Origin of the sequence: Cellulomonas fimi, assembly GCF_028527925.1 — a bacterium.
Taxonomy (GTDB): domain Bacteria; phylum Actinomycetota; class Actinomycetes; order Actinomycetales; family Cellulomonadaceae; genus Cellulomonas; species Cellulomonas fimi_C.
Window position 1 is genome coordinate 52,603 of record NZ_JAPESW010000014.1, and the last position, 23,368, is coordinate 75,970.

The 23,368-nt window shown below is 73.0% G+C and carries 21 protein-coding genes and 1 riboswitch; of the genes, 19 read left to right on the plus strand and 2 right to left on the minus strand.

Features of this window, described 5'->3' with window-relative positions; all coding sequences use genetic code 11:
• The first annotated feature begins 126 nt into the window (after positions 1 to 126).
• The 9 genes from OMK64_RS08785 to OMK64_RS20880 are packed head-to-tail and all read left to right on the plus strand — an operon-like array spanning position 127 to position 10,302.
• The gene (locus OMK64_RS08785; protein ID WP_272727699.1) at positions 127 to 1,623 is read left to right on the plus strand and encodes a sugar transferase; all 1,497 of its coding nucleotides are present in this window, start codon (positions 127 to 129) and stop codon (positions 1,621 to 1,623) included.
• The gene (locus OMK64_RS08790; protein WP_272727700.1) at positions 1,623 to 2,783 is read left to right on the plus strand and encodes a glycosyltransferase; all 1,161 of its coding nucleotides are present in this window, start codon (positions 1,623 to 1,625) and stop codon (positions 2,781 to 2,783) included. The genes OMK64_RS08785 and OMK64_RS08790 overlap by 1 nt, the downstream gene beginning before the upstream one ends.
• Positions 2,770 to 3,756 carry a glycosyltransferase family 4 protein gene (locus tag OMK64_RS08795; RefSeq protein ID WP_272727701.1) on the plus strand — a complete coding sequence of 329 codons (987 nt, stop codon included), beginning with the start codon at positions 2,770 to 2,772 and terminating at the stop codon, positions 3,754 to 3,756. The genes OMK64_RS08790 and OMK64_RS08795 overlap by 14 nt, the downstream gene beginning before the upstream one ends.
• Positions 3,753 to 4,670 carry a glycosyltransferase family protein gene (locus OMK64_RS08800; protein WP_272727702.1) on the plus strand — a complete coding sequence of 306 codons (918 nt, stop codon included), beginning with the start codon at positions 3,753 to 3,755 and terminating at the stop codon, positions 4,668 to 4,670. Before OMK64_RS08795 ends, OMK64_RS08800 begins: the two co-directional genes overlap by 4 nt.
• Entirely contained in the window at positions 4,670 to 5,764 is a 1,095-nt protein-coding gene (locus OMK64_RS08805) for a polysaccharide pyruvyl transferase family protein (protein WP_272727703.1), read from the plus strand. Before OMK64_RS08800 ends, OMK64_RS08805 begins: the two co-directional genes overlap by 1 nt.
• A complete protein-coding gene (locus tag OMK64_RS08810) occupies positions 5,761 to 6,993 on the plus strand; it encodes a Coenzyme F420 hydrogenase/dehydrogenase, beta subunit C-terminal domain (RefSeq protein WP_272727704.1) in 1,233 nt (410 codons plus the stop codon). The genes OMK64_RS08805 and OMK64_RS08810 overlap by 4 nt, the downstream gene beginning before the upstream one ends.
• Complete coding sequence (locus OMK64_RS08815) at positions 6,990 to 8,300, plus strand: lipopolysaccharide biosynthesis protein (protein WP_272727705.1); 1,311 nt, start codon at positions 6,990 to 6,992, stop codon at positions 8,298 to 8,300. Before OMK64_RS08810 ends, OMK64_RS08815 begins: the two co-directional genes overlap by 4 nt.
• On the plus strand, positions 8,297 to 9,640 hold the full coding sequence (locus tag OMK64_RS08820) for an O-antigen ligase family protein (RefSeq protein WP_272727706.1): 1,344 nt from the start codon (positions 8,297 to 8,299) through the stop codon (positions 9,638 to 9,640). Before OMK64_RS08815 ends, OMK64_RS08820 begins: the two co-directional genes overlap by 4 nt.
• A gap of 11 nt (positions 9,641 to 9,651) precedes the next feature.
• Positions 9,652 to 10,302: a CatB-related O-acetyltransferase gene (locus OMK64_RS20880; protein WP_272727707.1), complete on the plus strand. Its 651-nt coding sequence runs from the start codon at positions 9,652 to 9,654 to the stop codon at positions 10,300 to 10,302.
• Here OMK64_RS20880 and OMK64_RS08830 read toward each other — a convergent pair.
• The gene (locus OMK64_RS08830; RefSeq protein WP_272727708.1) at positions 10,247 to 11,023 is read right to left on the minus strand and encodes a class I SAM-dependent methyltransferase; all 777 of its coding nucleotides are present in this window, start codon (positions 11,021 to 11,023) and stop codon (positions 10,247 to 10,249) included. The two genes, OMK64_RS20880 and OMK64_RS08830, sit on opposite strands and share 56 nt — an antisense overlap.
• A gap of 185 nt (positions 11,024 to 11,208) precedes the next feature.
• Between OMK64_RS08830 and OMK64_RS08835 the strand changes: the two genes are divergently transcribed.
• From OMK64_RS08835 to OMK64_RS08860, 6 genes are all read left to right on the plus strand, one after another.
• Entirely contained in the window at positions 11,209 to 12,534 is a 1,326-nt protein-coding gene (locus OMK64_RS08835; protein WP_272727709.1) for a UDP-glucose dehydrogenase family protein, read from the plus strand.
• A gap of 36 nt (positions 12,535 to 12,570) precedes the next feature.
• A complete protein-coding gene (locus OMK64_RS08840; protein ID WP_272727710.1) occupies positions 12,571 to 13,191 on the plus strand; it encodes a CAP domain-containing protein in 621 nt (206 codons plus the stop codon).
• A gap of 96 nt (positions 13,192 to 13,287) precedes the next feature.
• Positions 13,288 to 13,710: a MarR family winged helix-turn-helix transcriptional regulator gene (locus OMK64_RS08845; protein ID WP_272727711.1), complete on the plus strand. Its 423-nt coding sequence runs from the start codon at positions 13,288 to 13,290 to the stop codon at positions 13,708 to 13,710.
• Entirely contained in the window at positions 13,707 to 15,050 is a 1,344-nt protein-coding gene (locus OMK64_RS08850) for an MFS transporter (protein WP_272727712.1), read from the plus strand. Before OMK64_RS08845 ends, OMK64_RS08850 begins: the two co-directional genes overlap by 4 nt.
• A 78-nt stretch (positions 15,051 to 15,128) precedes the next feature.
• The gene (locus tag OMK64_RS08855) at positions 15,129 to 17,036 is read left to right on the plus strand and encodes a DUF4012 domain-containing protein (RefSeq protein WP_272727713.1); all 1,908 of its coding nucleotides are present in this window, start codon (positions 15,129 to 15,131) and stop codon (positions 17,034 to 17,036) included.
• Positions 17,037 to 17,192: 156 nt separating this feature from the next.
• Positions 17,193 to 17,888, plus strand: coding sequence for a peptidase (locus OMK64_RS08860; protein ID WP_272727714.1), 696 nt, complete (start codon positions 17,193 to 17,195; stop codon positions 17,886 to 17,888).
• 159 nt (positions 17,889 to 18,047) lie between these two features.
• Here the strand turns inward: OMK64_RS08860 and serC are convergent, their stop codons facing one another.
• Complete coding sequence (serC, locus tag OMK64_RS08865; protein ID WP_272727715.1) at positions 18,048 to 19,193, minus strand: phosphoserine transaminase; 1,146 nt, start codon at positions 19,191 to 19,193, stop codon at positions 18,048 to 18,050.
• Between the two features lie 114 nt (positions 19,194 to 19,307).
• Here serC and OMK64_RS08870 point away from each other — a divergent pair, with 114 nt between their 5' ends.
• The 4 genes from OMK64_RS08870 (at position 19,308) to OMK64_RS08885 (ending at position 23,363) form a co-directional block, all read left to right on the plus strand.
• The gene (locus OMK64_RS08870) at positions 19,308 to 20,009 is read left to right on the plus strand and encodes an iron-dependent transcriptional repressor DtxR (protein ID WP_272727716.1); all 702 of its coding nucleotides are present in this window, start codon (positions 19,308 to 19,310) and stop codon (positions 20,007 to 20,009) included.
• A gap of 350 nt (positions 20,010 to 20,359) precedes the next feature.
• A riboswitch (cyclic di-AMP (ydaO/yuaA leader) is annotated at positions 20,360 to 20,519 on the plus strand.
• Between the two features lie 2 nt (positions 20,520 to 20,521).
• The gene (locus tag OMK64_RS08875) at positions 20,522 to 21,301 is read left to right on the plus strand and encodes a C40 family peptidase (protein WP_272727717.1); all 780 of its coding nucleotides are present in this window, start codon (positions 20,522 to 20,524) and stop codon (positions 21,299 to 21,301) included.
• A gap of 280 nt (positions 21,302 to 21,581) precedes the next feature.
• Complete coding sequence (locus OMK64_RS08880; RefSeq protein WP_272727718.1) at positions 21,582 to 22,184, plus strand: HNH endonuclease; 603 nt, start codon at positions 21,582 to 21,584, stop codon at positions 22,182 to 22,184.
• Positions 22,185 to 22,427: 243 nt separating this feature from the next.
• Positions 22,428 to 23,363: a universal stress protein gene (locus OMK64_RS08885; protein ID WP_272727719.1), complete on the plus strand. Its 936-nt coding sequence runs from the start codon at positions 22,428 to 22,430 to the stop codon at positions 23,361 to 23,363.
• Positions 23,364 to 23,368: the final 5 nt, after the last annotated feature.

The following is a 23,368-nucleotide window of genomic DNA, read 5'->3' on the forward strand; positions in this document are numbered from 1 at the left end:
AAAAGGCGCTCGGCGTCGCCCCGGTTGTCCGGCTCGTCATTCTTCGTCCGGATCGAGAACGTCGAGCCACAGGTAGCATGCTGCGGTTAGCGAAGTCCACCGCAGACGGGGGGAACGGTGGTCGAGATGCGCGCCGTCGGACCCGACCGGGCCGACGACCGTCCGGCAGCGGCGCCGGCCGCTGCGCCCGAGGCCGCGACCTCGCCCTGGTGGCCCTGGTACGTCGCCCGGCTCACCATCACCGACGCCTTCGCGATCGTGGTGTCCGTCGGCGTCGCCTACGTCGTCCGGTTCGACATCGGGGGCACCACGCTCGTCTCCGGCGAGTTCTCGCCGTCCTACCTCACCGTCTCCGGGATCCTCACCGCCGCCTGGCTCGCCGCCCTCGCCGTCGTCCGGTCCCGCGACCGCCGCATCATCGGCACCGGCCCCGTCGAGTACGCCCGCGTCTTCGGCGCCACCTGGCGCCTGTTCGCCGTCGTCGCGATCGTCGCCTACCTGCTCAAGATGGACATCGGCCGCGGCTACCTCGCCGTCGCCGCGCCCCTCGGACTCGCGCTGATCCTCGCCGGCCGGTACGGCTGGCGGCAGTGGCTGCACCGCCGCCGCGACGCCGGCCGCATGCAGTCCGGCGTCCTCGTCATCGGCCACCGGCAGAAGGTCGCGCGGCTCATCGAGGAGCTGCACCGCAGCCCCCGCGCCGGCTACTCCGTCATCGGCGTGTGCGTCCCCGCCGGCGAGGTCACCTCCGGCGACACCGTCGCCGGCGTCCCCGTCCTCGGCTCGCTCGACGACGCCGCGCGCGTCGCCGTCGCGAGCCGCGCGTCCGCCGTCGCCGTCACCGGGTCCGACGCGATCACCTCCGAGGCCGTCCGGCAGCTCGGGTGGGACCTCGAGGGGTCGCACGTCGACCTCGCGCTCACGCTGTCCCTCGTCGACGTCGCCGGTCCGCGCGTCACCATGCAGCCCGTCTCCGGCCTGCCGTTGATGTACGTCGACGAGCCCCGGTTCACCGGCGCGAAGTACGTCGCCAAGACGGTGTTCGACTGGGTCGCCGCCGCCGCGCTCGTCGTCGTCCTCTCGCCGTTGCTGCTCGTCCTCGCCGTGCTCGTCGCGACGACCAGCCGCGGTCCCGTCCTGTATGCGCAGGAGCGCATCGGCAAGGACGGCCGGCGGTTCCGGATGCTCAAGTTCCGGTCGATGGTCGCCGACGCGCACGAGCGCCTGTCCGACGTCCTCGCCGCCGAGGGTGTCACCGGCATCGCGCTGTTCTACAAGCCGAAGAACGACCCTCGCGTCACGCGCGTCGGGCGGGTGCTGCGCCGCTTCTCCCTCGACGAGCTGCCGCAGCTCTTCAACGTCCTGCGCGGCGAGATGAGCCTCGTCGGCCCGCGACCGCAGATCGCCGAGGAGGTCGCGCAGTACGACCGGGCCGCGCACCGCCGTCTCCTCGTCAAGCCCGGGCTCACCGGCCTGTGGCAGGTCTCCGGCCGATCCGACCTCACGCCCGAGGCCGGCCTGCGTGCCGACGTCTCCTACGTCGAGAACTGGACGCTGTTCACCGACCTGCTGATCCTTGCCCGCACCGTCAAGGTCGTCGTCTCGCGGAGCGGGGCGTACTGATGGGCGGGGTGCTCGTCCACGAGTGGCTCGCGCGCACGGGCGGGTCGGAGAACGTCTTCGACGCGATGGTGGACGCGTTCCCCGACGCCGACCTGCTGTGCCTGTGGAACGACGTCCCCGGGCGCTACCCCGGCCGTCGTCTCGACGAGACGTGGCTCGCCCGAACGCCTCTCCGACACCGCAAGGCTCTGGCTCTCGCTGCGATGCCCGCCACCTGGCGCCGTCGCCGCGGGGAGTACGACTGGGCGCTCGTCAGCTCGCACGCGTTCGCCCACCACGTGTCGTTCCGCGACCAGCCGGATGACTTCGCCAAGCTCGTCTACGTGCACAGCCCCGCCCGATACCTCTGGGAACCGGACCTGGACGAGCGTGGACGCTCGGTGGTCGCCCGGGGCGCGGCCGGTCCGCTACGGGCGCTCGACCGGCGGCGTGCGGCCGAGGCCGACGCGATCGTCGCGAACAGTCACTTCGTGCGCGAGCGTGTGGCGCGGTCCTGGCACCGCGAGGACGTGTCTGTGATCTATCCACCCGTCGAGGTCGCACGCATCGCCGAGAGGGCTGACTGGACCGCTGACCTGACGGGGACCGAGACCCGGGTGCTCGACGACTTGCCGGCTCGATTCGTGCTCGGTGCCTCCCGGATGGTGCCGTACAAGCGGCTTGACCTCGTGATCGCCGCAGGCGACGCGGCCGGCGTGCCCGTCGTGATCGCCGGCGAGGGCCCCGAGCTCGACCGGCTGCGCGCCGTCGCCGAGAGGGCCACCGTGCCGGTGACATTCGTGGGCGCCCCGTCCAGCCCGATGCTCTACTCGCTGTTCCAGCGCTGCGCCGCATACGTGTTCCCCGCGGTCGAAGACTTCGGGATCATGCCGGTCGAGGCGATGGCAGCAGGCGCCCGGGTGGTCGTCGGGCGCACCGGCGGAGCGGTTGAGTCCGTCGTGGACGGCGTCACGGGCGTCCACGTCGACTTCCGGGACGAGCGTGCGCTCGCCGACGCGGTGGGCTGGTGCGAGAGCGCTGCCGGGCGTGCCTCCGTCGCGCGCGCCTGGGAGTTCGACCGGAGCCGCTTCGTCCGCGACGTGCAACGCCACGTCGCGCACTTCGTCACTGACGCGCCGACGCCCTCGGCGCACGACGAGGCCCGGCGTGCTGCTCGTTGACGGTCGGTGGACAGGCCGCCACGGGATCGGCCGGTTCGCGACCGAGGTCGTCGACCGCGTGCCCGTCGACGCGACCCTCCGCTCCGAGGTCCGTCCTGCGACGCTGCGGGACCCAGGGACGATCCGGTCCGCCGCGCGCCGCCATGGCGCCGACGTCTTCTGGTCGCCCGGCTACAACGCTGGTGCACCGGGTCGCTACCGGCAGCTCTTGACGGTTCATGACCTCATCCACCTGGAGGTCTCCGAAGAACGCTCGGCGGCAAAGAGCGCTTACTACCGGATGGTGGTCCGTCCTGCCGTGCGGAGGGCGGGCACCGTCCTGACGGTCTCCGAGTTCTCTCGCCGTCGGGTCGCAGAGTGGTCGGGCCTGCCGATCGACGATGTCGTGAACGTCGGCGTGGGCTGTTCAGTCGAACGGGCCACGGCGGCCGAGCTGGCCCGGCAGGTCACGGCGGACCGCGAGTCGACCCGACGGGTGCTCTACGTCGGGAACGCCAAACCGCACAAGAACCTCGGGCTGCTGCTCGGCGCGTGCGCGCGCATCGGGGACTCCGTCAGGCTCACCGTCGTCGGTGTGGCCGGATGCGACGTCGCCGCGCAAGCAGCGGAGCACGGCCTTGAGATGGAGCAGGTAGAGGTCCGGAACGGGGTCGACGACGCGACGTTGCGCGGCCTCTACCTCGACGCGGACTGTCTCGCGATGCCGTCAACGTACGAGGGGTTCGGCCTTCCGCCCTTGGAGGCGATGGCGGTGGGCACAGCGACCGCATTCGTCGCAGAGGCGGTCGCCGAAAGTGTCGGCGATCTCGGGTTCCGCTCGTCGAACGACGCGGACGAGTTCGCAGATGCGGTGGTCGCAGCGTGCGATGTCGGTCCCGCGCACCGGGAGGCGCTCGTGGCCCGGTCGAGCTCCTGGACCTGGCAGCGGACCGCGGACGCCGTCCGTGAGGTCGTCGACAGGCTTCACGCATGAGCGGCGTCGCGACGACGGCGGACGCGGTGATGCGCTCGACCGGCGTCGTCGTGCTCAACTGGAAGGACGCTGCTCGGACGGTCGTGCTCGTCCGCTCCCTTCTTGCGGACTTCTGCCCCGAGCATGTCGTGGTGAGCGACAACGAGTCCGACGGCAGCCTCCGTTCCGCGCTGGACGACGCCGGGGCTGCCGCGGTCACCGTCCTCGCCCGCGACGACAACGTCGGCTTCGCCGCAGGGGTCAACCCGGGGCTTGCATGGGTGCTGTCACACGGTCTTGAGCACGCGCTCGTGCTCAACAACGACCTGCGCTACGAGCGCGGCGGGCTCCTGCCGCTCTTCGAGGACGTGGCGAGGCGACCGCTGCGCGGCGTCGCCGCGCCCCTGCTCCTCGACGTCGACGGTGGCCTCCAGGGCGCTGGCGGGCGGGTCGAGCCATGGACGCTCCGGGTCGACGACACAGCTGCGGCGGCGGGCCGGGACGTGGAGTTCCTCTCCTGGGCCTGCGTGCTCGTCGACCGGTCCACGCTCCAGACTGTCGGCCTGCTGGACGAGTCGTACTTCATGTACTGGGAGGACGTCGACCACTCGCTCCGGGTCACTGCCGCCGGCCGTGAGCTGCGACTCGTCACGACGGCCCGGATCGTCCACGAGCGGTCCGTCTCGCACGGTCGTGCTGGCTCGTCGATCTCGCGGTACCAGGCGAGCGGGTCCGTGCGGTACGCCCTGAGCCGAGGCGGGGCGGCGTACGTCGGCATCGTCGTGCGAACGGCTCTGCGGATCGGTCGGCGCCTCGCCGACAGGGACCTGACCGCGGTGCGCGAGGTTCTGAGGGGCACCGCGAGCGGTTGGCGGGCGCACCTGACGAGGGCGGGCGCGGGCGCCCGCCGACGAGAAGGAGACCTGACGCGCTGATGCGGATTCTTGTGCTGTGGGCAGACGACCGTTCGCCGAACCTCGGAGTGCGCGCACTCGCGGAAGGTTCTCGAACGCTGGCCGAGCAGGCCTTCCCAGACGCCGAAGTCGTGCTGCAGGACTTCAAGGCCAACGCCGACGGCGTCGCCCTAGACCGGGAGGCCATACTCGCGGACATGCGCCGGAGCGACGACCCGGTCGCGCGCATCCTCAACGGGGTGGACCTCGTCCTCGACACCGGGGCGGGGGACAGCTTCACCGACCTGTACGGCCTCGGGCGGCTCTGGATCCTCACCTACGTCCGCCGTGCGGCTGCTCGTCGCCGCATCCCGGTCGTCCTGATGCCCCAGACCTACGGACCGTTCCGTCGTCGAGTCAGTGGTGTCGTCGCGCGTCGAGGGCTCGGGACCGTCCGGTCCGTCGTGTCGCGCGACCCGGTCAGCACGGCGGCTGCCGTCCGGGACCTGCGGCGCCATGCGGTCGAGAGTACGGACGTCGTCTTCGCATTGCCGCATCCCGCTCCTGGCCCGGCGCGAGACGTCCTGCTCAACGTGTCGGGCCTGCTGTGGAGCGGTGCCCTCACCAGTGCCGACGGGCGCTACGCAGCGGCGATGACGACTCTGGTGGACATGCTCCACGGCAGCGGACGCTCGGTGTCCCTGTTCGCGCACGTCCTCGACAACGACGGCGCCGACAACGACGTACGAGTCCTCGACGACGTGCGGGCTGCGACAGGCCTCGACCTGGACGTCGTGGTGCCTCGTGACCTCGACGACGCTCGTTCGGCAGTCGCTGGCGCCCGGCTGGTGATCGGCGCGCGGATGCACGCCTGCCTGAACGCGCTGTCCGTCGGGACACCCGGGGTCGCCGTCGCGTACTCGCGGAAGTTCCAGCCGCTCCTGGAGTCGCTCGACTGGACCGCTGTGTCGCACCCCGGCGAACCGGACGAGTGGGCGCGCGCCATCATGCGGTACGTCGACGACCCCGCCCTGTCAGAGACCGCCGCTCGCGTCCCTTCCATCGCGGGGGCCCGGCTCGACGTGGTGCGCGAGGAGCTCAGGCGGATCGCGGACGAACGCGCAGGTGCCCGATGACGAGGATTGATCCCGGCTCACGTCGCGTCCTGCTGGCCGTGGTGGGTGGCGACAACTGCTCAGGCTGCGGCGGCTGCGCCGCGGCGTTCGACGACGTGCGGATGACGCGGAGCGCCGACGGCTATGCGCGCCCGGAGATCACGGAGGTGGACGCGGCGCCCACCGGCCCGGCCCCGCGACTCGACACCTTCTGCCCCGGTGCAGCGCTCGACGCACCTCGGCGACCGGGCGGGGACGTGGTCGTCGGGCGCTCCTTCGGCGTGTGGCAGGGGTGGGCGACCGACCCGGCGCTGCGGCGGTCGGGGAGCAGCGGCGGGATCCTCACCGCGCTCTCGGCGTGGCTCCTCGCCGACGGGCGCGCGGTCCGGTCGGTCGGAGTCGGGGCAGACGCCCGGGACGCCGCCCGCAGCGTCTCGGTCGTCGCGCATAACCCGGGCAGCGCGGCGCTCCTCGCGGGCTCGCGCTACGCGCCGGTGTCCGTCGCCGGGGAGCCATCTGCGTATGACGCCGACTCCGTCGTCACCGGGAAGCCGTGCGAGGTCTCCGCGATCCGGCGCCGGCTCCGGGACGTCGACGAGCAGCCGATCCTCATGTCCTTCTTCTGCGCGGGCGTCCCGAGCCAGGGGGCCACGGCCCAGCTCGTCGGCGAGCTGGGTCTGGACGCGAACGCGCCCCTGCGGTCTTTGCGCTACCGCGGTGACGGCTGGCCCGGGAGGTTCACCGCCGAGGACGCGCACGGCGCCAGCGGCGAGATGTCGTATGAGAAGTCCTGGGGCGACGTCCTCGGCCGCCGACTGCAGTGGCGGTGCAAGATCTGCGTGGACGGCGTCGGCGAGGACGCGGACATCGTCGCGGGCGACTACTGGGACGCGGACGAGCGCGGCTACCCGCGATTCGACGAGGCGGACGGGCGCAGCGTCGTCATCGCCCGGACGCCTCGCGGCGCCGAGGTCCTGCGAGCGGCGGAGGCGGCCGGCGTGGTGGCGCTCGACCCGGTCGACCCGGCCTCCGTGTCGCAGATGCAGCCCTACCAGGTGCGACGTCGGGTCACCCTTCTGGGCCGGCTCGTCGGCGCGCGGCTCGCGGGCCGGCAGGTGCCCCGCTACCGCGGCTATGGTCTGCTGCGCTGGTCGCTCCGAGACCCGCTGCGCGCTGTGTACGACGGCTGGGGCTCCTACCGCCGTGCGCGAGCAGGGCGTCAGGACGCCGCCGCGAGGACGCGGGCATGAGGTACGTGCCGACCTGGCGCGCTCGCGCCGGTGCGCTCGTCCGGTCGCCGGCAGTGGTCGTCGCCTCACGCCTCCCCGTTCTGCTGTCCGGGTTGCTGGTGGCGCCGGTCATCGCACGGCAGCTCGGTCCGAGCGACCGAGGCCTCGCGGCCGCCGCCGTGGCGGTCCTCGCCATCGCCCCGGTCGTGCTCGGTCTCGGTGTCCCCATGGCCGTCCGGCGCGCGGCGGCGCACGGGACGGAGAGTGAGTCGCTGCGTGCGGGCCGGCGCTGGAGCATGGTGCTCGTGCTGCCGTCTGCAGGGATCGGCGCGGCGCTCTCGCCGCTGGTCCTTCCTGATACCGGCGCCGTCGAGGTGACGGTGTTCGTCCTGGCCATGGCGACCGTGCCGGCCTTCGTCCAGGTGCTGAACGACCAGAGCGTGCTCGTCGCCCGTTCCGACTTCCGAGGTATCGCCGCTCTGCAGTCGGCGCAGCCGTTGTCTTACGCGCTCGCGGTGGTCGTCGGCTGGGTCTCTGGCGAGCTGTCGTTGGTCTGGGTGATCGGCGCGTACTCCGCCTCCCTCGTCGTCGCGAGCGTGATCGGTCGAGCGCTCGTGCATGTACCTCTGCGCGGTGACAGGCTCGAACTCAGCGCGATCGTGCGCGACGGCCTCCCCTATGCGGGATCGCAGGCTGCGGAGGTGGCGACCAGCAGAGCGGACCAAGCGGTGATGGTCCTCGTCATCGGCGCCCATGGGGCGGGTCTCTACTCCGTCGCGGCGCTCTTGGGGAGCCTGCCGCTCGTGCTGGCGCAGACCGTGGGGATGGCGGCGTTCGCGCGCCTCGCCCGAATCGACGAGGAGCGCCGACCTGCAGCACGATCGCTCGTGATCCGTGTGTCTGTGCTCTTGGGTGTCGTCAGCGGCGCGCTCCTGGCGATCTGCTGCCCATGGCTGGTTCCGCTTCTGTTCGGCCCGCCGTTCGCGGCGGCCGTGCCGGCGAGCATCGTGCTGACGGCCGCCGCGCCACTCGTCGTTTGCGCGCACGTCGGCACGAGCGTGCTGGCGGCCGAAGGCCGGGGCCACGCCATGACTGTCGCCCAGGTCGCAGGGCTGTCGATCGGCCTGGCCTTGCTCGTGGCGTTAGGCCCCAGGGCAGGGGTCGTCGGCGCCGCCGTCGCGTCGGTCCTCGGATTCGCCACGGTGACAGTGATCGTTCTCGCGTACCTCAGGGTGCGACCTGCAGCGCTCGTGCGGTATCGCCGGTCGGACCTCGGCGCGGTACGGCGGATCCTTATCGGCCCGCAGGCGGAGGATGGGCTGCGATGACTTCCGTACACACGCTCGATCACCCGGGTCCGGCCCAGACCGCGGTCCTTCCGGCGATCGCAGTGGCGGCACTCTCCCTGGCGGGCTTTATCAACCTCGCACCCACCGGCGGCGTGCTGCTGGCCACAGTGATCGTCGACGCCTGCGTCGCGGCGATGGCCGGTCTCGCCCTTCTGCAGCTGGCGAACGAACCCACCGCGCGGGTCTATCCGTGGGTTGTCGCCCTCGTCGCGCTCGCCGTCACCTACCTGGCACTGATGGTGGGCGGCACCGAGTCGCTCTCATCCGAGCTCAGCACGTGGCGGAACGTCGCGCTGTACGCGTTTGCAGCCGTCTACACCGCGTACTGCCTGAGATCACAGGAGCAGGCGGAGCGGTTGACGTCACTCGCCATCGGGCTCGCAGGCGTGCTCGCCCTCTTCGGCGTCGCACAGGCGCTGCTCGCGGCCAGGCTCCCCGGCTTCCTGCTGGAGCCGAAGGATGCGGTCGTGTTCGGCTACTACGGCACGGACATCGTCCGGTCCAACGGCCTAATCGGGAACACCATCGTGTACGCGACGTACCTCACGCTCATGGTGGCGGTGACGTGGGCGCGGTGGCTCGAACGTCGGGGACGTTTCCTGCTCGCGGTGGTCGGCCTGCTCCTGGTCGCGATCTACCTGACGTACTCGCGCGCCGCCATGGCGGGGTCCGTCGTCGTCCTGGCGGGAATCTTCGTCGTGACGAGGCGAGACGTGCTGCGCGCGTCGCTACGTGCACTCGCTCTCGCTGTCGGCCTTGCGCTCGGCGTCCTCGTAGCGTTCGCGACACCGCTGCGCGCCGCGATCGAGTCGTCGTTCGCCTATCGTGAGCTGTTCTTGGGGCAGAACGCCTCTGTCCAGGGTTCAAACGCGGCGCACGCGATGGACGTGACACTCGGCATCCAGCAGTTCTCGGCGAACCCGTGGATCGGGACCGGCGTAGCGAGCCAGGCGCAGTTCTCGACGCTCTCCGAGTACGGGATCAGCATCACCGACGGCGCGTTCTGGGCACGGCTCGCAGAGACAGGTCTCCTCGGCATGACGGCCCACCTGGCCGTAGTCGTCACGGCTGCCGCGACGCTGTGTCGGCTCGCGGTCCGCCGTGGACCGGGCAGCAGCCTGGCGCTCGGACTTCTCGCCTTCACCATCTTCCAGTTCATGGGCGCGGCATTCGTCAACTCCGCGTTCTACGGGAAGACGCCGTTCGTCATGTACTGGATTCTCTTCGGTGCGGCGGTTGCGCAGAACCGGTTGGCCCTGGCGTGCGATCCGGCCGTGAGCAGTCGACCAGGTTCTTCGGTGGAGCGTGTCGCCAGATGATGAGGTCCTCGGTGCTCGCGCGCCTCCTCGTGCGGTTCTACGGCCCGGCCGGTCCATGGCGTCGGCAGATCCTCGCGCTCGCCGTACGCCTTGAGGGGGGCCAGATGACGTCGGGCAGTCTGCGCCGGCTCCTTCGTGAGCGGTACGGCGTCGTCGTCGGGCCGTACAGCTATGGATCCCTGCTGGAGCCGGGAGCTGCCGACGTCGGCACAACGATCGGCGCCTACGTCTCCGTCGGCCCCGGCGTGCGCCGCTTCGGTGCCGCCCACCCTCTCGACGACCTGACGCTCCACCCGTACTTCTACAATCCCGCGCTCGGCTTGGTCGGTGCCGAACGTGACGTCGAGCGCACGCCCTGCGTGATCGGCGACGACGTATGGATCGGGGCCGGGGCCGTGATCCTGCCGGGCTGCAGGCGGATCGGGCGCGGCGCCGTGGTCGGTGCCGGGGCCGTCCTGACACGAGACGTGCCGGACTACGCTGTTGCCGTCGGAAATCCCGCTCGGGTGATCCGCACACGGCTCGACGAGACGACGAGGCAGAGGCTCGCGGATGTCGACTTCGCCGGATCATCCCCTCACGAGCTTGCGGCGATACTTGCCCAGATCAAGAGCCAGACGCTTCGACGCCCGCGCGGCGAGGCCGACGACAGACGAGGATGACCCCCGGGAAATCACCGTGGCGGACGCGCTCGAGCATCGACTTGTCGATCCCTCGTCCGTGGAGCAGCGCGACGAGGCGGTCGAGCGAGTAGCCGTGCATCTCCATCAGCGGCGTGCTCCAGGGGCGTCGTCTGGCCAGGTTGGCGACGCCGTTGAGCGGTGGGACCCAGGCTCGCGCGAACTGCTCGAGGCGGCGTGCCGACGGGACCGGCAGGGGGAACTGCAGCACTGCCACGCCTCCGCCTGCGAGCCGAGCTAGCAGCCCGTCGATGATCTGCAGGCCGCGCCGGGTGCGGATGTGCTGCAGCACCATCGTCGAGTGCACAAGGTCGTACGAGTCGTCGAACGGCAGGCCCTCACCGTCGGACAGCACGAAGTCGACATTCCTGACCCCCGCGCGTGCGCAGTTCTCCGCGGCCTCCGTGAGCATCGACGCCGAGACGTCCACCCCCGTGACGCGTTCGTAGTGCTCGGCGAGCGGGATCAGAACTCGCCCGACACCGCAGCCGAAGTCGAGCGCCCGACCCGTCGACGGCTGTCCCCCGCTGAGCTCGTTCACGGACTTCAGCACCGTGGCGACGTGACGGTCCCCCGAGGCGAAGAAGTCGTCCATCGCGTCGGCTGTGAGGCTGCCCCGATGGAACCGCGGGTCGCTCAAGACCCCGAAGTACGGGTCGTCCCGCCCGTACGCCTCCCAAGCCGCATCCGTGCGGTCGCGCATGCCCCCTCCTTCGACGAGCGACCGACCCGCGCGTACCGTGGCCACGCCGGGAGCGAGCCGGTGACCTTGCCCCACGGCGATGATTCACCCGCGAATGCGACATTTCCACCCGTCTGCTCGGCGACCGCGCGGGTTCCGGAGGCTAGCGTGGCGTGACACACCGTCGTCTTTCCAGGGGGACACCCATGCGCATCTCCGTCATCGGCTGCGGCTACCTCGGTGCCGTCCACGCGGCCTGCATGGCCAAGCTCGGCCACGAGGTCATCGGCATCGACGTCGACCCGCGGAAGGTCGCCGCGCTGGAGGCGGGCGAGGCGCCGTTCTTCGAGCCGGGCCTGCCGGAGCTGCTGAAGGAGACGAAGGCGACGGGCCGGCTGTCGTTCAGCACGGACATGGCGGACGCGGCGGGCGCGCAGGTGCACTTCCTGTGCGTGGGGACGCCGCAGGTGCACGGCGAGTTCCGGGCGGACCTGTCGTACGTGGAGTCGGCGTTCGAGGCGCTGAAGCCGCACCTGGCCCAGGGCGACGTCGTGGCGGGCAAGTCGACGGTCCCCGTCGGCACGGCGGAGAATCTCGCGGACCGACTCAACGGCACGGGCGCGACGCTCGTGTGGAACCCGGAGTTCCTGCGCGAGGGCTTCGCGGTGAAGGACACGCTGCACCCGGACCGGCTCGTCTACGGCCTGCCGACGGACGACGAGGGCGTGCCGACGGCGGAGGGTGACGCGGCGAAGGCGCTGCTCGACGAGGTGTACGCGACGCCGCTCGCGGACCGCACGCCGCTGGTGGTGACGGACTACGCGACGGCGCAGCTGGTGAAGGTCGCGGCGAACTCGTTCCTGGCGACGAAGATCTCGTTCATCAACGCGATGGCGGAGCTGTGCGAGGCGACGGGTGCGGACGTGACGCGTCTGGCGGACGCGATCGGGTACGACGCGCGCATCGGCCGGCGCTTCCTCAACGCGGGCCTGGGCTTCGGCGGCGGGTGCCTGCCGAAGGACATCCGGGCGTTCATGGCGCGTGCGGGGGAGCTGGGCGTGAGCGACGCGCTGACGTTCCTGCGCGAGGTCGACTCGATCAACATGCGCCGGCGCGTGCGCGTGGTGGACCTGGCGCGCGAGGTGTGCCACGGCTCGATCGTGGGGCGCCGGGTCGCGGTGCTGGGGGCGTCGTTCAAGCCGGACAGCGACGACGTGCGCGACTCGCCGGCGCTGTCGGTCGCGGCGCAGATGCAGCTGCAGGGTGCGCACGTGACGCTGACGGACCCGGAGGCGATCGGCAACGCGCAGGCGAAGTGGCCGGAGATGAAGTTCGCGGCGACGGCGCTCGAGGCGGCGGTCGACGCGGACGTCGTGCTGCTGGCGACGGAGTGGCAGGAGTACCGGGACCTGGACCCGGACGAGCTGGCGACGGTGGTCGCGCACAAGCGCATCCTCGACGGCCGCAACGTGCTGGACCCGGCGCGCTGGCGTGCGGCGGGGTGGACGTACCGGGCGCTCGGCCGCCCCTGACGGTCCGGCGGCCCGCGTGGCCGTTACGGTGACCCGGTGACGGGTGGTCCGACGACGGGTGGGGCGCCGGGTGGGTCCGACGACCGGCCCGCGCCCGTGCCTGCGGCGTCGTCGGCGCGGTGGGGCTGGGTGCTCGTCGCCGTCGGTCTGCTGCTGGCGGTCGTGACGGTGGTGGCGTGGTTCGCGACGCGCCCGGACGGCGGGACCGCAGCATCGCAGCAGACGACCTCGACGCCGCCGTCACCGCCCGCGGCGTCGGTCGATCCGGCAGCGCCGTGGTCGGCCGACGAAGAGCCGGGTGCGTACGCGCAGCGCCTCGTCACGGGGACGAACGCGGCCCGGGCGGACGAGGGCCTGCCGACGCTCGCCTGGTCCGAGTGCGCCGCGGAGCAGGCCGCCGCGCGCGCGGACGCGCTGGTCGGCGCCGCGGAGCTCACGCACGCCCCGATGGACGACGTCATGGCGGCGTGCGCGGTGTCGGTCGCGGCGGAGAACCTGAGCCGGGGTGCGGCGCCCGCGCAGGACGTCGTCGACGCGTGGCTGGCGTCCCCGGGCCACCGGGCGAACCTCCTCGACCCGGAGCTGACGTCCGTGGGGATCGCGTGCGCGCGCGAGGCCGACGAGACCCTCACCTGCTCGCAGGTCTTCCTGGGCTGACCTGCCCGGCTCGTCCCGCGTCGTCCCCGTTCGTCCTCCGCGAACGTGCCCGACGCCACCACTCGTTACGCAAGGTAATGAGTTAGAGTAATCATCATGCCCACCGCCCCCGCTCTCGCCGGAGAGCTCCGCATCGCCGTCGGTCGGGCGTCGCGGCGCATCCGTGCCGAGCGCGGCGCCCAGGGCCTGACGGACCCCCAGTTCACGGTGCTCGCGTGGCTCGCGAAGGACGGCCCCATGACGCCGGGCCAGCTCGCCGAGGCGGAGCGCATCCAGCCGCCGAGCATGACCCGCACCGTCAATTCGCTCGTCGAGCTGGGCCTCGTGGCGAAGGCTGAGCACCCGACCGACGGCCGCCAGGTCGTCGTCACCCTGACCGAGGCCGGCAAGGCCGAGGTCGTCGAGACGCGACGCCGCCGCGACGCCTGGCTGACCGAACGCCTCAAGGGCATGACCAAGGAGGAGCGCCAGCTCCTCGCCGACGCCGCCGAGCTCCTGCGGAGGATCGCCGCCTCATGAGTCCCACGTTCTCCTCGCTCCAGCACCGCAACTACCGGTTGTGGTTCGCGGGGGCCCTGGTGGCGAACGTGGGCACCTGGATGCAGCGCGTCGCCCAGGACTGGCTGGTCCTGACCCAGCTGTCCGACGAGTCCGGCGTCGCCGTCGGCATCACCACGGCCCTGCAGTTCGCGCCCGTGCTGGTCCTGTCCGCCTGGGCGGGCCTGCTCGCCGACCGCGTCGACCGCCGCAAGCTCCTCATCGCGACCCAGGTCGGCCAGGGCGTGCTCGCGGCCGGCCTCGGTGCGCTCGTGCTGTCCGGGCACGCGGAGCTCTGGCACGTGTACGTCTTCGCCGGCCTGCTGGGCGTCGTGGCGGCGATCGACGGGCCGGTCCGCCAGACGTTCGTCGCCGAGCTCGTCCCGACGAGCCAGCTCTCGAACGCCGTCGGCCTCAACAGCGCGTCGTTCAACGCCGCGCGCCTCATCGGCCCCGGTGTGGCCGGCCTGCTCATCGCGTTCGTCGGCACCGGTTGGGTGTTCGTCATCAACGCGGTGACGTTCGCCGCGACGATCTTCTCGCTGACCCGCATGCGCCAGAGCGAGCTGCGCCCCATGCCGACCGCGCCGCGGGCCAAGGGGCAGATCCGCGAGGGCATCCGCTACGTGCGGGGCCGCAGCGACATCCTCGTCATCATGGTCGTCGTCTGCGTGATCTCGACGTTCGGCCTCAACTTCCAGATGACGTCCGCGATGATGGCGCGCACCGAGTTCGGCCGGGGCGCGGGGGAGTACGGCATCCTCGGCTCCGTCCTGGCGATCGGCTCGCTCACGGGCGCGCTGCTCGCGGCCCGTCGGGAGCGGCCGCGCGTGCGGCTCGTGATCGGCGCCGCGTTCGGGTTCGGCATCGCGACGGGCGTCATGGCCCTCATGCCGACCTACCTGACGTACGCGATCTCGGCGATCCCGGTCGGCCTCGCGTCGCTCACGATGATGACCGCCGCCAACGCGACCATCCAGCTCAGCACCGACCCGGCCGTGCGTGGCCGCGTCATGGCGCTCTACATGATGGTGTTCCTCGGCGCGACGCCCGTCGGCTCCCCGATCGTCGGCTGGATCGGCGAGACGTTCGGCCCGCGCTGGTCGGTCGGCATCGGGTCGATCACCGCGCTGCTCGTCGCGACCGGTGCGGCGCTGTGGGCGCGGCGCGCCTGGCACGTCCAGGTGCGCTACCGGCTGCGAGCGCGCCCGCACCTGCAGGTGCTGCACCCCGAGCCCGTCGACGAGGTGCCGACGCCGCGCTCCGAGACCGCGCTGCGCCTCGGCGCCGACCAGGCGAGCAACCGCCGCTCCGTCGCCTGACGCGCGCCGCACGGGCGGCCGGGTGAATCCGGCGGCCGCCCGTGTCGGGCGGTTCGTCCGGCATGTCACGATCGGCCGGTGAGCACGCACGTCGGCGCCCCAGGCCCGGGTCCGGAGGGGACCTCGGCCGACGTCGGCGCCGATGCGCCGGACGGCGCTGCCGCCGCCGAGCCGCCCGCCGCGCAGACCGGGGACGACCTGGACGCGCCCTCGTCCGCCGCCGACCGCCGCGCGCGCCGGCGTCGTGTCACCGGTCGGGTCGTGGTCGTGCTCGTCGTGCTGCTCGCGGTGACGCTGCTCGTCGCAGGTTGGCTGGCGTTCCGCGGGGTCCAGACCGTGAAAGCGCTGACGGACGCCAAGGGTGCGGTCGCGGACGTGCAGCAGGCGCTCGAGGACGGCGACACGCAGGCCCTCGACGCGGCGCTCCCGCGGATCCAGGACGCCACGGAGCGCGCGCACGCGTCGTCGTCGGACCCGGTCTGGCGGCTCGCGGAGCACGTCCCGCGGATCGGCCCGCAGCTCGCGGCGGTGAGCACCGTGGCCGCCGCCCTGGACGACGTCTCGACGGGCGCGCTGCCGGCGGCGACGACGGTCACGGACCTGCTGGGCGACGGCACGAGCATCCGCGGTGCCGACGGCCGCATCGACCTCGAGCCGTTCGTCGCCGCCGCGCCCGAGCTGGTCGACGCGGCCGCGGTCGCGCGCCGGGCGTCCGCGGACGTCGCGGGCATCGACACCACCGACCTCGTGGGGCCGCTCGTGAGCCCGGTCGAGCAGGCGCGCGACGGCCTCGCGCAGGTCGCGGGCGCGCTCGACGCCGGTGCACAGGCGGCGACGCTGCTGCCCCCGATGCTCGGGTCCGACGGGCCGCGCACCTACCTCGTCGCGGCGCTCAACAGCGCGGAGCTCCGCACGGCGGGCGGGATCGTCGGCAGCCTCGCGGTGGTGCGCGCCGACGACGGGGCGCTGTCGCTCGTCGACCAGCGCAGCACCGACCAGCTCAAGGGCCTGCCCGACCCGGTCCTGCCGCTGTCCGACGAGGAGCTCGCGGTCGCGGGCACGGGCCTGGGCCGGTACGTGCAGAACGCGGTCATGACGCCCGACTTCCCACGGTCGGCGGAGCTGCTCGTCGCGCGCTGGCAGCGGGACGTGGGCGGCCAGGTCGACGGCGTCGTCGCGACGGACCCGGTGGCGGTCGCGGCCCTGCTGCGGGAGGTCGGACCGGTGACGGAGCCCGGCGGCACCGCGCTCGACGCCGACACCCTGCTCGCGACGCTGCTGCACGACGCGTACCTGCGCTACCCGGACCTGCAGGCCGCCGACGCGTTCTTCGCCGACGTCGCGTCCACGATCTTCGGCGCGCTCGGCGCGGGCGGCGGTGACGTGCGCGGGCTCGTCGAGGCCGCGGCGGACGCGGGCGACGAGGGACGCATCCGCGTGTGGTCGGCGCACCCCGCGGAGCAGGAGCAGCTGGTCGCGACGACGATCGGCGGCGCGTTCCTGACGGGCCCCTTCGACGACGCGGCCGGCGTGTTCCTCAACGACGGCACGGCCGGCAAGCTCGACTACTACCTGCGCCCGACGGTCACGGTCGAGGACCTGCGCTGCACGGGCCCGGACCCGTCGGCGACGGTCCGCCTGGACCTCGCGTACGACCCGCCCGCCGACGTCGCGACGTTCCCCGAGAACGTCACCGGGACGAGCGGGGCGGTGCCCGTCGGCTCGCTCGCGACGAGCATCACGCTGTACGGGCCGGTGGACGCGGCACCCCAGGGGTTGCGGACCGACGAGGGGGTCGTCGGCGGCAAGTCCGCGACGGTCGCCGGCCGGCCCGTGACGGTGGCCGGCTCGCGCCTGGACCCGGGCGCGCGGGCGACCTACCGGTTCGACGTCCCCGTCCGTGACGGGCGCCTCGACGTGTGGACGACGCCGAGCCTGACGAGCCCCGGTCGCGTGGCCGCGACCTGCCCCGCGACGGGCGACTGACCACCGCGATCACCCGCCGGGGTGACCCTCACCGCCGAGCCGCCGCGCGACCGGGTGAATGTCCGATATCACCCGATCCGCCGCTGTGTGCAGGGGCAACCGCCAGGGGAGGATAGGGACGAATTGTCCAGTTCTGCCCATCGAGGGAGCAAGGTCATGAGCAAGGTCATCCGGGCATGTGCCACCGCGCTGCTGGTGGCGGTCGCCGCCCTGGGCGTCCCGGCCGTGGCCCAGGCGGCGGTGTCCCCGTCGCCGCAGCCGACCGCCGGGCAGTACGGCTGCCTGGGCGACACCGACGAGTACGGCGCGCCGCTGCCGTGCGACCTCACGGTCTCGGTGCTGACGCCGATCTGCGACAACGACGTCCCGAAGCTCCGGTACGCGGTCGTCCCGAACGGCACGCCGAACACCACCGTGACGATCACGTGGGTCAACCCGACGGGTCCTGACGTCGTCCAGGCCGACCTCCCGCTGTCCGGGACGGTGCTGTGGCCGGGTGCCGTGGTCGGCCCCGACGGCAAGGGTGCGGACTGGCCGGGCTGGCGCCAGCTGTCCGACGGCTCGTGGGTCGAGGGCGACGAGTTCGACTGGGTCCGCCCGTCGGTGAGCGTGAACTTCGCGGTCAACCCGGAGTTGACGACGACGGTCGCCTACCCGCCGTCGAGCCCGAACTGCGCGACGAATCCTCCGGGTGAGGCCGTCCTCGCGTCCAACCCGGTCTCCGGCCAGGTGCTCTCCGCCACCGGCAGCAACACCGCGCCGCTCCTGTGGGCCGGTGCCGGCCTGCTGGTCGTGGGTGCGGGTGCCGTCACCGCCGTGACGCTGGTCCGCCGCCGGCACGAGGCGGCCTGACGCGACGCCGGGACCGGTCGGAGGGGACCGGTCCCGGGGCCGTCGACGACGAGGCCCGCTCCGCATCGCGCGGGGCGGGCCTCGTCGCGCGTGCACCGCGCTCGTGGGGTGCCGTGCGGGTCGCGGGCCGTCGCCGCCGACGGGCCGGACCGCTCGGCGTCAGGTCAGCCGCTCGACGACGTGGTCGATGCACGCGGTGAGCGCGAGCACGTCCTCGGGGTCGACCGCGGGGTACATCGCGACGCGCAGCTGGTTGCGGCCGAGCTTGCGGTACGGCTCGACGTCGACGACGCCGTGCGCGCGCAGGATCTTGGCGACGGTCGCGGCCTCGACCTCGGGGTCCAGGTCGATCGTGCCGACGACCGACGAGCGCGCCTCCGGGTCCGCGACGAACGGCGTCGCCCAGTCGCGCGACTCCGCCCACCCGTACAGGTGGCCGGCGGACGTCGCCGTCCGCTGCGCGGCCCACGCGAGCCCGCCCTGCCCGAGGAGCCAGTCGAGCTGGTCGGCGAGCAGCAGGAGCGTCGCGATCGCGGGGGTGTTGAGGGTCTGGTCGAGGCGCGAGTTCGTGACGGCCGTGGTCAGCGACAGGAACTCGGGCACCCACCGGTCGCCCTGCTCGAGCCGGGCGGCGCGCTCGACGGCCGCGGGGGACAGGCACGCGAGCCAGAGACCGCCGTCGGACGCGAACGACTTCTGCGGCGCGAAGTAGTAGGCGTCGGTCTGCGCGACGTCGACCGCGAGCCCGCCGGCGCCGGAGGTCCCGTCGACCACGACGAGCGCGCCCTGCTCGCGCGAGCCCGGGACGCGGCGCACAGGGGCGACGACGCCGGTCGACGTCTCGTTGTGCGGCCACGCGTACACGTCGACGTCCTCGACGGGCGCGGGCACGGCGACCCGGCCGGGGGCGACGGTCGTGACGACGGGCTCGTCGAGGAACGGCGCCCGCGCGGCGGCGGTGGCGAACTTGGCGCCGAACTCGCCGAAGGACGCGTGCGCGCTGCGCCGCTCGACGAGGCACAGCGTCGCGACGTCCCAGAACGCCGTGGAGCCGCCGTTGCCGAGCACGACCTCGTACCCGTCGGGCAGCCCGAACAGCGCGGCGACCCCCTCGCGGACGCGCCGGACGACGGCGCGGACGGGCGCCTGCCGGTGCGAGGTGCCGAGGACCGCGGACCCCGTGCGCGCGAGGGCGTCGAGCTGCTCGGGACGGATCTTCGACGGTCCGGAGCCGAACCGGCCGTCGCGCGGCAGGAGGTGCGCGGGGATCGTCACCGCGGGCGGGGCGTCGGGAACGGCAGGCACGGCCCGAGGATAGGCGGTCACGACCCCGGACGGTCGGACCGACCAACTAATCTGTCCCCAGCGTCCGGGCGGTGAGCACCCGCCGAGGCACGGACTGATGGTGGAGGCGTAGCGGTGAGCGACCTGATCGACACGACGGAGATGTACCTCAAGACGATCTACGAGCTCACCGAGGAAGGCCGGACGCCCCTGCGGGCGCGCATCGCGGAGCGTCTGGGGCACTCGGGTCCGACCGTCTCGCAGACGGTCGCGCGCATGGAGCGCGACGGGCTCGTGGTCGTGACGGGCGACCGGCACCTCGAGCTCACGCCCGAGGGGCACGCGAAGGCCGTGCGCGTGATGCGCAAGCACCGGCTCGCGGAGCGGCTGCTCACGGACGTCATCGGCCTGGAGTGGCCGTACGTCCACGAGGAGGCGTGCCGCTGGGAGCACGTCATGAGCGAGCGCGTCGAGAAGCGGCTCGCGTCGCTGCTCGACCACCCGCACTTCGACCCGTACGGCAACCCGATCCCGGGTCTCGGCGAGATCGGCGAGGAGGTCACGCACGAGGGCTTCCTCGACGGCGTGACGCCGCTGACGGCGGTGTCCCCGGCGGTCGGCCAGGACGGCGGGCGCGCGGTCGTCGCCCGGATCGCGGAGCCGCTGCAGGTCGACGTCGAGCTGCTGGCCCGGCTGGCCGAGGCCGGCGTGCGACCGGGGAGCGAGATCGACGTGGAGCGTGGCGCCGGCGTCGTGACGGTGGCGGTGCCCGGCTCCGCGACGGTCCTGGACCTCCCGGACGACGTCGCGCGCCACATCTTCGTCGGCACGCGCTGAGCCCCGGCGCCGCGCGCCGGACCGTCCTGTGCAGGAGCCCCGCACCGTCGGTGCGGGGCTCCTGCGTCGTCGGGGACCCGTCGTCGGCCCCTGCGCGACACGCACCGTTCACGAGCGGGTGAGATCGGCCACCTGCGCGTGTGCGCGCTCCCACGGCGAGACGGCCGTCGTCCCAGGTGGCCTCGGCGTGTCGCGTCGACGCGCCGGACGGGTGTCCAACATCGGGCGTATCTCTTCGTGATCGGAACGTGACAATCGCCGGAGGGGTCCTGTACGTTCGACCTGCTTCAAGGAACCCTCCTCCGCGAAGCCCTCGAGCGGAACGCCTAACCCTGCCGCCGCCCCGAGGTCCGTACGAACCGCCGGCAGGGGCGGGGGACCCACGTTTTGTGGTCCACCGGAGACGGTGACCTTGGGGTGAAGCCGAGGTGGCAGCAGGACCGCCACCGACGCCGAGTGTTCTCCCACTCGAACCCGACAGCTCACCTCGCAGGCGACAGGAGAGGCACCCCGTGACCGTGAGCACCACTCGCGCCCGGCACCGGTCTGCGCGTCGTCCCTCGACGCCCCTGACCGAGCTTGCTTCGGCCGCATCGGAGCAGATGGGCACCGTCGGCCGTCGGACGGCCGTCGTCGCCGCATCCTCCGGCCTCGTCGTGACGATGATCGGCGCCGCCCCCGCGGGTGCCGCATCGGACTCGGCATCCGGCGCCCTGAACTCCGTCGACACCGCAGCACTGACCGCGTCCGCGCGCGCCGTGCTCAACACGTCCCCCGTCGTGAGCTCCCCGGCCGAGGCCGCGTGGACCTTCGACGCCCCGACCGTCACGGCCGTCAAGCCGACGCCTCCGCCGGAGACGCGCCGCGCCACGGCGACGACGACGTCGCGCACCGCTGAGCGTGCCGCGACGACCACGACGGCGAAGGCGGCCACCAACGCGCCGATCCCGCAGTCGGTCGCCGGCAACGCGGTCCTCGAGATCGCCGCCCGCTACGTGGGTACCCCGTACGTCTCCGGTGGCTCCTCGCCCGCCGGCTTCGACTGCTCGGGCTTCGTCTCGTACGTCTACGCGCAGCTCGGCGTCTCCCTGCCGCGCACCTCGTCCGGCATCAAGGCCGCCGCGACGGTCGTGTCCCGCGACCAGGCGCAGCCGGGCGACCTGATCTGGAGCCCCGGCCACATCTCGATCTACGCCGGTGGCAACCAGCAGATCGACTCGCCGCGCCCCGGCAAGACGGTCCAGTTCCGCGCGATCTGGCAGAGCTCGCCGGTCTTCCTGCGGGTCGGCTGACACCGAGAACGCACCTCACCGAGGCCCCGACGACGTCCGCGTCGTCGGGGCCTCGGCGCATCCACCGGGCGGTCGCGCCGGTCTGCGGCAGGTGCGGCGCCGTGCGGGCCGTGCGGCGCGCCGGGACGGGCGACGTGGACGGTCGTCCGGCGTTCACCCGCGCCGCGCGGCTGAGTCCGATGGCCGTGGCCAGGGCGCCGCGTACGCTGGTCGCGCACCACGCTGTTGCTTCGCCGGGCCGGCAGCCAGCCGGTCCGACCCGTGAGGTCGGGAGGACGCCGTGCTGACCGAGACAACTTCCTTCGCCCCCGACGGGGCCGGGACGGTCGGCGCGGGCGCGCGTGCCGTCACCCCGCCCGGCTCCCGAGCCGCCCCGTCGGCGCTGTCGTCCGGTGCCCGCTCGCTGCTGCTCAACGCGAGCATGGAGCCGCTGTGCATCGTGAGCCTGCGTCGCGCCGTGCTGCTCGTGATGAGCGGCAAGGCGACGGTGCTCGAGACCGACGGCCGTGTGCTGCACTCCGAGCACGCGGCCGTGCCGCTCCCGGTGGTGCTGTGCCTGACCCGCTACGTGCACGTGCCCGTGCGCAAGCCGGTGCCACCCACGCGCCGCACCGTCCTGCAGCGCGACAGCCACCGCTGCGCGTACTGCGGCGGCGGTGCCGACACGGTCGACCACGTGCATCCCCGGTCGCGGGGCGGCCGGCACGAGTGGACGAACGTCGTCGCGGCCTGCGTGCGGTGCAACCACCGCAAGGCCGACCGGCTGCTGCACGAGATCGGGTGGGAGCTGCCGTTCACGCCGCGCGCGCCGCGCTGGTCCGTGACCTTCGGCTCGTCCGCGGTCCGCACCGAGCCGCTGTGGGCGGCGTACGTCCGCACCTGACGGACGCTGCCCGGCCCCGGCTGTCCACGCACGCATCGGGACGTGGCGCGGCGTGCCCGTCGGGCGCGTGCGGAGCGGGCGGGTCCGCGCGGATCTTCGGGTCAAGGCTGTGTCAAAATACGGTATCGCTGGCGTCTCATGGGGGCGCGGCGGTGATCCCGGGGGCCACACTGGACCTGGGTGAGGATCCGACGCCGGACGGCGCGTGACGCAGTGGTCACGGGCCGAGGACGGGAGGCCCCGATGGTGCGGGACGACGTGGTGCTCGTGGGGCTGGACGGTTCGGCCGCCAGCCTGCACGCGCTGGACTGGGCGGCCGCCGAGGCAGCGGTCCGCGGCTGGGGTCTGCACCTCGTGTGCGCCTACTCGTTGCCGTCGTTCACGGCGGCGTCCCTCGACGGCGGCTACGCCGCGCTCGACGACACCGCGATCCAGCAGGGCGCCAAGGCGGTGCTCGCGGAGGCGTCCGCGCGCGTCTCGGCGTCCGGCGTCCCCGTCACCGCCACGGTCCAGACGGGCGACGCGGCGGGCGTGCTGGTCGACATGTCGCACCGGGTGCGGCTCGCGGTCGTCGGGACGCGTGGTCGCGGCGGCTTCGCCGACCGGCTGCTCGGCACGGTGTCGTCCGCGCTGCCCGCGCACGCGTACTGCCCGACGGTCGTGGTGCCGCTGCGCGAGAACGGCCGGGCGCTCGCCGACGACGCGGCCCTGCCCGCGGTCAAGCCGGTGCGCCGCATCGTCGTGGGCGTCGACGGCTCGCCGCAGGCCGAGCGTGCGCTGTCGTACGCGATCGCCGAGGCCGCGGCGTGGGGCGCCGAGGTGCACGCGGTCGCGGGCGTGCCCGCGAGCTCGCTCAGCGGGGTGCTGGCATGGCTGCCCGACACGGTGGACCACGACCAGGTGCTGCGGGACGTCGCCGAAGGGCTCAACGTGGTCGTCGACCGCGCCCTCGCCGACCACCCGGACGTCGTCGTGAAGCGGCACGCGCTCGACGGCAGCGGCGCCGAGCTGCTCACGGAGTTCTCGGTCGCGACCGACCTCATCGTCGTCGGGTCGCGCGGGCGCGGCGGGTTCGCCGGCCTGCTGCTGGGCTCGACGAGCCAGGCGGTCCTGCACCACTCGGACTGCCCGGTGATGGTCGTGACGAACCGCTGCCGCGAGGACGAGCGCACGGCCTGACGGGC